The sequence below is a fragment of the Nonomuraea sp. NPDC001684 genome (genome assembly GCF_053596515.1).
In genome coordinates this window covers 21,476-28,207 of sequence record NZ_JBSFGJ010000084.1, presented here as the reverse complement: position 1 = coordinate 28,207, position 6,732 = coordinate 21,476, and the positions used below count along the sequence as shown (strand labels likewise).

Sequence of the window (6,732 nt, the reverse complement as noted above, 5' to 3'; positions counted from 1 at the left end):
GGCGTGACCAGGCGGCAGGCGCTCGGCATCGGCGGCGCGCTCGGGCTGATGGCGGCCACCGGGCTGGGCGCCTCGGCCGCGATGGCCCGGCGGCCCTCGATCACCGGCGCCGAGCTGCGCAGCGACCTGCCGCTGCCGCCGCCGTTCCAGGTGCCGCTGCCGATCCCCGCCGTGCTGGCGCCGTCCGGCACCGCGGGCGGCGGCGACCGTTACGAGATCGTCCAGCGCGAGACGACCCTGGAGATCCTGCCCGGCGTGCGGACCCGGGCCTGGACGTACGGGGGCACCTTCCCCGGGCCGACCATCGAGGCCCGCCGGGGCCGGCCGATCACCGTGACGCACCGCAACGATCTGCCCGTGCCGACCGTCGTCCACCTGCACGGCGGGCGCACCCCGGCCGCCTCCGACGGCTACCCGACCGACCTCGTGCTGCCCGAGGGCTGGACGGAGCCCACCATGCACATGGCGCACGGCTCCGGCATGGGGAACATGCGCGACCCCCGGGCCGTGCTGAGCAGGCGGACCAGGGACTACACCTTCCCGCTTGACCAGCGGCCGACGCTGCTGTGGTACCACGACCACCGGATGGACTTCACCGCCCCCGCGATCTGGCGCGGCCTGGCCGGGCTGCAGATCGTCCGCGACGACGCCGAGCAGGCGCTCGGCCTGCCCGCGGGGCCGCGCGAGCTGCCGCTCATGATCGCCGACCGGGCGTTCACCGCCGAGGGCGAGCTCGCCTACCCCGCCCTCGACCCCACCCTGCGGGAACGGCCGGGCGTGCTCGAACCGTACCTGGCCGGGGTGCTCGGGGACGTGATCCTGGTCAACGGCGCCCCCTGGCCCGTCCACGAGGTGGACGCGGCCCGCTACCGCCTGCGCCTGCTGAACGCCTCCAACGCCCGCCACTACGAGCTCGAAGCCGTGCTCGACGACGGGCGGCGGCTCGACCTCGTGCAGATCGGCGCCGACCAGGGGCTGCTCGCGGCCCCCGTCACCCACCAGGTCCTGCCGATCGCGCCCGCCGAGCGCTACGACGTGGTCGTGGACTTCGCCCGCGTCCCGGTCGGCGGGCGGGTCCGGATCGTCAACCGGCTCGGCTCGGGCCGCACCCGGGACGTGATGGCCTTCCGGGTCGCGCGCGCCGCGGCCGACGACAGCCGGGTCCCGCGCGTGTTGTCCACCGACCTGCCGGAGTGGCGGCGGGCGGACGCCGTCCGGGTGCGCGAGCTGTCCTTCCGCGCCGGCCGGATGCACGACGGCCGCGGCTGGCTGATCGGCGGGCTGCCGTTCGACCCCGCCCGCTCCGACGTCACCGTGGGCCTCGGCGACGTCGAGGTGTGGCGGATGGTCGCCGACGTCCACCACCCCGTCCACCTGCACCTGGTCGGCTTCCGGGTGCTCGCGCGCAGCGGCCGGCCGCCGTTGCCCCATGACGCGGGGCTGAAGGACACCGTCTCCCTGCGTCCGGGCGAGTCGGTGGAGATCATCACCCGGTTCGACGGCTACCGCGGCCGCTACCTCTTCCACTGCCACAACGCCGAGCACGAGGACATGGCCATGATGGCCAACCTCCAGGTCGTCTGACATCCCCGCGCCGGCCTCCAGGTCGTCTGACCCCGCGCGCCACCCCGGTCCCGTTCACAAGGAGCGTCCCCATGCCCGCCGATCCCGGCATCGTCATCATCGGCGCGAGCCTCGCCGGCGCCCAGGCCGCGCGGGCCCTGCGGCTCGACCACGGCTACGACGGGCCGCTCACGCTCGTCGGCGACGAGCATCACCTGCCCTACCAGCGTCCCGCGCTGTCCAAGGGCTACCTGCTGGGCACCACCGAGGCCGCCGAGCTCGACGTCCTGGACCCGCGGTTCTACGCCGCCCAGGACGTCGCCCTCGCCCTCGGCGCCCCCGCCACCCTGCTCGACCTCGACGGCCGGCGGGTGAAGCTGGGGCGCAACGTGGAGCTGCCGTTCGGGCAGGTGCTGATCGCCACCGGCGCCCGCCCGCGCCGCCTCCGGGTGCCGGGCGCCGACCTCGACGGCGTCCACCACCTGCGCGACCGCGAGGACAGCGAACGCCTCGGCGCGGCCCTGCGCGCGGCCTCCGCCGTCGTCGTGGTCGGGGCCGGCTGGCTCGGCTGCGAGGTCGCCGCCGCCGCCCGCGCGCTCGGCGTGCGCACGACCGTCGTCGACCCGCTGCCCACGCCGCTCTATCACGTGCTGGGCGACCGGATCGGCGGCGCCGTCGCCCGCCGGCACCTCGACCACGGCGTCGAGCTGCTCACCGGCGACGGCGTCGAGGCCGTGCTCGGGACGCGCTCGGTCGAGGCGGTGCGCACGGTCGCCGGGCGGCGCGTCCCGGCCGACCTCGTCGTGGTCGCCGTGGGCGCCGTCCCCCGCACCGAGCTGGCCGAGGCGGCGGGGCTGCGCGTCGACGGCGGCATCGTCACCGACGGCCATCTGCGCACCTCGCACCCGGCCGCGCTGGCCGCCGGCGACGTCGCCCGCCACCGGCACCCGCGCTACCTCAAACCGGTCCGGATCGAGCACTGGGACAACGCCGTCGTCCACGGGACCGCCGCCGCGGCCACGCTGGTGGGCGAGCCGGTCACCATCGACCACGTCCCGTACTTCTTCTCCACGCAGTACGGGTCCACCCTCGAATACGTCGGCCTGCCCACCACCTCCGACCGGGTCGTCACCAGGGGCGAGCCGGGGGAACCCGGGTTCACCGCCTTCTGGCTCGACCGCGGAGTCCCGGTGGCCGCCCTGACCATGGACGGCCAGATGGACGGCCAGGACGCCGCCGGCCACCTCCGGGCCCTGGTCGCCGCCGGGCACACCGCCGATCCGCGCCGGCTGGCCGACCCCGGCGTCCCGATGGCGGAGCTCCTGCCGCACGCCCCCACCGGCGTCTCCTGAACGGCGGCGCCCCGGCTCAGACGCGCAGGACCGCCTGGCGGGTGTGCCCGCGGCTGCCGCCGACCTCGACCTTGACCGCCCGCTTGGACCGGCGCACCCCCGGGTCGCCCTCCTTGACCGACCGGACCGGCCACGGCAGCTTGATCCGCACCTCGTCGGCGGTCCTGGACGGGTCCGAGACGGCCAGCCGGACCCGGTGACGGTCGTGGCGCAGCAGCATGGCGCACGGCCCGTCGGCGGCCAGCGGCCCGTGCGGGGTCTCGACGGTTCCCGCGCGCCAGAACACGGCGGCGATCAGGTCGTCCCGGCTGACGGCCTGCACCGTGCGGGAGTTGGCCAGGATCTGGACCCGCCCGCGGTAGGCCGCGGTCTGCTCGGCGGTGGCGTCGGGCAGCACGGCGTAGGCGTAGCGGGCCCGGCGCGGATCGACGCCGTGGTCCACCAGGATCGTCGTGTAGTGCCTGGTGACGGGGGTCCGGTCGCCGCCGGTGGTGGCGCCGGTGTCGATGTCGCGCCAGCGCCCGGTGCGCCGCTCGCGGATCACCTTGGCCTCGGCGCCGTCGAGCAACGCGTACCCGGCCACGCCGGACAGGTGGATCCAGCCGTCGCCGCGGGTCAGCGGGGGATGGGCGCCGTGGGTGTTGCGGTTCTCCACGACGGTCTCGACGCGGCGGCCGTCGGAGGCGGTGATGCCGGCGCCGAGGGCGATCACGCCGTCGTCGAGCAGGAACCACGCCTTCCTGGCCCGCAGCGAGGAGCCGTCGGCGATCAGCCTCATCGCCGCCACGCCGTACTCGCCGTCGAGCGCCGCGCCGCCCGCCCACGGGGTGGGCGGCAGGCGGCGCGCGCCGTGCGGGAGGTCGGCGCGCCCGCGGGTGTCGACCGTGGTGCCCGGCAGCCGGTACGGGTCGATCGTCGGCCACAGGTCGTCGTTCCAGTGGGTCAGGTCGGCGGTGTAGAGGTACGTCATGCCGTCGCCGGTGTACCAGCCGTGCAGGTTCTCCTGGTTCATGCCCTCGGCCGCGCCGATGCGCTGCGAGCTCATCGCGATCGCGTACGCCCAGGTGGGACGCCGGTGCACGACCCGGTCCATGTCGGCGAAGACGTACGTGCCGGTCGTGCGGGGGCCGACCGGCACGGACGCGTCCGCCAGCAGCGCCTCCGCCCGCGCGACGCTCGCCAGCGGGGCGACCGCGGCGTACGGGACGGCCTGGTTGCGGGTGAGCCAGCCCTTCACCATCGGCCGCCAGCGCCGGGCGTGGCGCTCGGGCGCCGTCTCCAGCAGCGTCAGGATGGCCTCGACCGCCTTCTGCCCGGAGTGGTGGTCGCGGTGGCCCTGCACCGAGATCTGCCGGCCGCGCACGCAGTCCATCATCAGCCCGTCGAAGATGAACGGCGTGAACGAGCGGTCGACGATGTCGTAGACGTTCCCGACGTCGCGGATCTCCCACGGTGACCTGGCCAGCATGGCGATCAGCTTGGCCACGCTCTCCAGGTAGTCCACGCCGTAGCTGCCGTTGTAGGGGAACACGCCGTGCTGGATGAAGGAGCCGTCGCGGTAGAAGCCGTCGCCCGGCCCGTCGGTGCGGCGCAGCAGGTCGGAGACGGCCTTCCTGGCCCGCTTGAGCAGGCGGGCGTCGTGGGTGAGCAGCCCGCGCATCGCCACCGCCATGGCCTTGCTCGCCCGGTTGGCGCCGGTCTCGACCACGCCGGGGTGGCTGACGCGGCGCTCGGGGTCGGGGCACCAGTGGCGCAGCGGGCGCAGCCAGCGGCGCAGGTCGTCCTTGGGCAGGCCGTCGTAGAGCAGGGCGCAGGTGTCGGTCAGCGCGCGCGGGACGCCGATCTCCCACCAGTACCAGTTGCTGCCGCGGCGGTCGAGGCCCTCGCGGTAGGCGTGCTCGTACAGGAAGTCCAGGGCTCTGGCCGCGGTCTCGGCGACCCGCTGGTCCCGGTGCATGTCGGTGCCCGGCGTGGCCCAGCCGAGCGCCAGCGTGCGCATGCGGTTGTAGGCGCGGTTGAAGTTGCCCGTACGGGGGTCGTCGAGCGGCAGGTCGGGCCACAGGCTCGGCCGGCCGGGAGCGGGGTCCATCTTGCGCAGCACCGCGTTGGCCGAACCCTCGACGGCCTGCGTCTTGTCCAGGTACGCCGGGTCGTACGTGGCGCCGGCCAGCAGGCTCACCCATCGCTCCCGGGCCGCGTCGAACGCGGCGGCGCCGGTCGCCTCGGCCGGCTTCTCCCACAGGGCGATGCCGGCCACGGCCGCGGCCCCCAGCAGGGCGGACCGGCGGCTGAGGGGGTGGGTCATGGAAGCCTTTCGACAATCGGCCATCTACCAGATGAAAAGAGATCCTATGTCGGTGACAGGGGCGATCATTTCGCCTTCGCGACGGGTACCCGGCATCAGGTGCATTGAACTGTGATGAACCGTATTGAACTGTTCGCTCCGGCGATCGATCATCAGGGGCAGTAGCGCTTCCTCGCGTCAGAGAGGATCTCCATGATTCGTCGCGCATCGCTCGCCGTCCTGCTCGCCCTCGGCACGCTCACCGTCGTCGGCTCCCCCGCCCAGGCCCGCGCCTGCCAGATCGACTACCACTGCGAGACGTACTACTACAGCGACTCCACCCGGACCACGGTGGTCGGCGTCAAGTACGAGAACTGCGTGGGCGACGTGACGTGGGTGGGCACCCGCGGCTCGTACCCGGAGTTCCACGAGACCCCCTGCTAAGGGGGGGCCGGCTCGGCGAGGTGTTCCGCGGGCACGCCTCGCCCGCCGCGTCCGGCCGGCGCCCGGGGCCGACCGGCTCACACGGTGATCACGACCTTGCCGAACGGCCCGCCCGACGTGTAGTGGCGGTAGGCGTCGGGCGCCTGGTCGAAGGGGAAGACGCGGTCGATGACCGGGCGCAGCCGGTGGGCCTCGATGAGCCGGTTCATGGCCAGGAACTGCGCGCGGCTGCCGACGGCGATGCCCCGCAGCGTGGCTCCCGCGCTGAAGACCGCCCGCGCGTCGAGGGGCGGCGGGTCGCCGAGGACGAACCCGACACTGGCCACCTGGCCCCCGATCGCGGTGGCCGCCAGCGACCGCCCGAGGTCGCCGGCGACGTCGATGACGTGTTCCGCGCCCTCGCCCCCGGTCAGCTCGCGCACCCTGACCGGCCAGTCGGGGGTGGCCCGGTAGTCGACGACCTCGTCGGCGCCCAGCGCGTACAGGCGTTCGGCCTTGGCCGGGCTGCTGGTCGTGGCGATCACCCGGGCGCCCAGCGCCTTGGCGAACTGCAGCGCGAACAGCGACACCCCGCCGGTGCCCTGGGTGACGACGGTCCGGCCGGGCAGCGGGCCGGTGCCGTCGCCGGTCAGGGCGTTCCAGGCGGTGACCGCGGCGCAGGGGAGCGTCGCGGCCTCCTCGTAGGACAGGTGGGCCGGGATCGGCACGAGCGCGTGCTCGTCGAGCAGCGCGTACTCGGTGAGCATGCCGTCCAGCGAGCCGCCGAGCTGCGGCAGGTGCCGCAGCGCGAACGGGCCGTCCTGCCAGCTCGGGAACAGGGTGGCGGTGACCCGGTCGCCGACGCCGACCGACTCGACGCCGGGGCCGGTCGCGACGACCTCGCCGGCGCCGTCGGAGACCGGCACCACGTCCGGTTTGACCGGGAGCACGTAGTCGCCGCGCAGGATCATCAGCTCGCGGAAGCTGAGGGAGGTGGCCCGTACCGCGACCACCACCTGCCCGGGGCCGGGAGCAGGGACGGGGTGTTCCTTGATCGACAGGCCCTCGATGCCGGCTCCGCTGTCGACGTGGTAGCTGCGCATGACGTTC

At 74.5% G+C, this 6,732-nt stretch carries 5 protein-coding genes; 3 read left to right on the top strand and 2 right to left on the bottom strand.

Annotated features, from left to right (window positions below):
• Positions 1-1,584: multicopper oxidase family protein (locus ACWCSD_RS18050; protein WP_449916171.1), on the top strand; the 1,584-nt coding region annotated here is incomplete at its 5' end.
• A 71-nt stretch (positions 1,585-1,655) separates the two neighbouring features.
• Positions 1,656-2,915, top strand: coding sequence for an NAD(P)/FAD-dependent oxidoreductase (locus ACWCSD_RS18045; protein ID WP_397161859.1), 1,260 nt, complete (start codon positions 1,656-1,658; stop codon positions 2,913-2,915).
• Positions 2,916-2,931: 16 nt separating this feature from the next.
• On the opposite strand, the gene ACWCSD_RS18040 is transcribed toward ACWCSD_RS18045, so the two are convergent.
• Positions 2,932-5,220: a polysaccharide lyase 8 family protein gene (locus ACWCSD_RS18040; protein ID WP_449916168.1), complete on the bottom strand. Its 2,289-nt coding sequence runs from the start codon at positions 5,218-5,220 to the stop codon at positions 2,932-2,934.
• Between the two features lie 192 nt (positions 5,221-5,412).
• On the opposite strand from ACWCSD_RS18040, the gene ACWCSD_RS18035 reads away from it, so the two are divergent.
• Positions 5,413-5,643 (top strand): DUF6289 family protein, encoded by a 231-nt coding sequence (locus tag ACWCSD_RS18035; protein WP_358294993.1) that lies wholly within the window; start codon positions 5,413-5,415, stop codon positions 5,641-5,643.
• Between the two features lie 77 nt (positions 5,644-5,720).
• On the opposite strand, the gene ACWCSD_RS18030 is transcribed toward ACWCSD_RS18035, so the two are convergent.
• Complete coding sequence (locus ACWCSD_RS18030; protein WP_449916165.1) at positions 5,721-6,725, bottom strand: zinc-dependent alcohol dehydrogenase family protein; 1,005 nt, start codon at positions 6,723-6,725, stop codon at positions 5,721-5,723.
• Positions 6,726-6,732: the final 7 nt, after the last annotated feature.